At 34.3% G+C, this 297-nt stretch carries 1 protein-coding gene; it reads left to right on the top strand.

Features of this window, described 5'->3' with window-relative positions; translation table 11 throughout:
• Positions 1–17: 17 nt before the first annotated feature.
• The coding region (locus tag SCA31_RS22910) for a hypothetical protein (RefSeq protein WP_410699339.1) at positions 18–297 on the top strand (280 nt) is incomplete at its 3' end.

Genomic DNA, 297 nt, shown 5'->3' with positions numbered 1-297 from the left:
AGTTTTACGTAGAGCCTATGTATAGTAATTTTCAAAATAAAGCTGGTGCAAGTGGCTTTCCCAAACAAGAAGTACAATACAAGCCTATTATTCCTGTTCCGTTCTCTTGCAATGAGTATAAAAACATGTCTGACAATCAACAAGGGATTGCAGAAACAGGATTGAAAAAACTTTCTGAATTTGTTGCATCGTTTGATGAAATTTCCACTGCTGCTGTTTTCAAGATCGTAGCAGCAACACCTACTATTACTGATGATATTTTGTTTGCTGTTACATTTCTTGTAAAAAACTTTATAG

It is taken from the genome of Chryseobacterium sp. SIMBA_028 (assembly GCF_046535285.1).
Taxonomy (GTDB): Bacteria; Bacteroidota; Bacteroidia; order Flavobacteriales; family Weeksellaceae; genus Chryseobacterium.
Note: the sequence above shows the minus strand (reverse complement) of the source record. Positions and strands in the feature narration are given on the sequence as shown.